The organism is Streptomyces sp. SID12501, from assembly GCF_010550245.1.
Lineage (GTDB): Bacteria > Actinomycetota > Actinomycetes > Streptomycetales > Streptomycetaceae > Streptomyces.
Window position 1 is genome coordinate 1 of sequence record NZ_JAAGLU010000100.1, and the last position, 1,470, is coordinate 1,470.

2 protein-coding genes are annotated in these 1,470 nt (G+C 69.7%); both read left to right on the plus strand.

Going from position 1 to position 1,470, the window contains the following annotated elements:
• Window positions 1-166: 166 nt before the first annotated feature.
• A complete protein-coding gene (locus tag G3I71_RS44580; RefSeq protein WP_343243279.1) occupies window positions 167-1,291 on the plus strand; it encodes an IS701 family transposase in 1,125 nt (374 codons plus the stop codon).
• Complete coding sequence (locus tag G3I71_RS44585) at window positions 1,288-1,449, plus strand: hypothetical protein (protein WP_164324575.1); 162 nt, start codon at window positions 1,288-1,290, stop codon at window positions 1,447-1,449. The genes G3I71_RS44580 and G3I71_RS44585 overlap by 4 nt, the downstream gene beginning before the upstream one ends.
• Window positions 1,450-1,470 lie beyond the last annotated feature (21 nt).

The following is a 1,470-nucleotide window of genomic DNA, read 5'->3' on the forward strand; positions in this document are numbered from 1 at the left end:
CTAGTACTACAGCCGGTGGTTCACGTGACGTGACGGTGGCTGGCTCGTTGCTCCGTTCGTGGGGTTGAAACTGCCGCTGGGCGTGGTGCGGACGGACGAGCTGACTGAGGGCCAAGTCCGGTCGCTTGAGGGGGAGTTAGAGGCGCTGTGCGCCTCGGTGGACGATGTGTTTGCGCGTCCGGCTTCCCGGGAGAACCTGCGGGCGATGGTGCGTGGGCTGCTCAGCGAGGTGCCGCGCAAGAACCTGTGGCAGCTCGCGGAGGCGGCCGGCCACCCCAATCCGGACCGGTTGCAGGGCTTCCTGGCCAAGGCCGCGTGGGATGCGGACGAACTGCGCGACCGGGTCCGCGCCTTCGCGGTCGACGCCCTGGCCGACGACGACGCGGTGCTGATCGCGGACGAGACCGGCGACATCAAGAAGGGCACCAAGACCGCCGGGGTGCAGCGGCAATACACCGGAACTGCGGGCAGGGTCGAGAACGCCCAGGTCAGCGTGCACCTGTCGTACGGGTCCCGCCGGGGTCGCACTCTGATCGACGCCGAGCTCTACCTCGGCAGGAACTGGGCCGGCACCACCGCGGAGCACGAACGCCGCTGCGCCGAGCAGGGCATCCCGCCCGAACGCGCGAGCGCGGTGGCCACCAAACCGGAGCTGGCCCGGCGGATGCTGGAGCGCGCGCTGGCGGCCTCGGTGGCGTTCACCTACTTCCTGGCCGACGAGGCATACGGGCAGTGCCGGGCACTGCGCGCCTGGCTGGAGGAACACCACGTCCGCTACGTGCTCGCCGTCCCGAAGGACGAGGTGCTGCCGCTGCCCGACGGGCGCACCCGGCAGGCCCGCGAACTGTGGGCGCTGGTACCCGAGGACGCCTTCGAGCGCCGGTCCTGCGCGGACGGCGCCAAGGGCCCACGCGAGTACGACTGGGCCACCGTCCAACTCGCCACCACTGTCGGGGACTTCGAGCGGCATCTGCTGATCCGCCGCTCGACCGTGCCCAACAAGAAGGACAAGAAGACCGGCGAACTCGTCCGGGAGATCGCCTACTTCCTGTGCCACACCCACCCGGACACAACCCTGGCCGAGATGGTCGTCGCCGCAGGACAACGCTGGATGGTGGAGGAGTCGTTCCAGGTCGCCAAGGGACAGGTGGGGCTGGACGAGCACGAGGTCCGCAAATGGTGCTCGTGGTACCGGCACACCACCGTGTGCATGCTCGCCATGGCCTTCCTGGTCACCGTCCGGAGCCGACTCATACCCGCCCCGCCGATGACTCCCGACCCCCGACCGTGAACGAGATCCGCCGCCTTTACGACCGGATCGTCCTCGCCCCCGCCCGCACCGCCCGGACCTGGCTGGCCATGCACTGGCACCGCTGGCGCACCCGCCACCAGACCCGAGCCCGAACCAGCCACTACCGCACCCGAACCGCCCGCGCTCACTCACCGTGAAACCACCGGCTGTAGTACTAG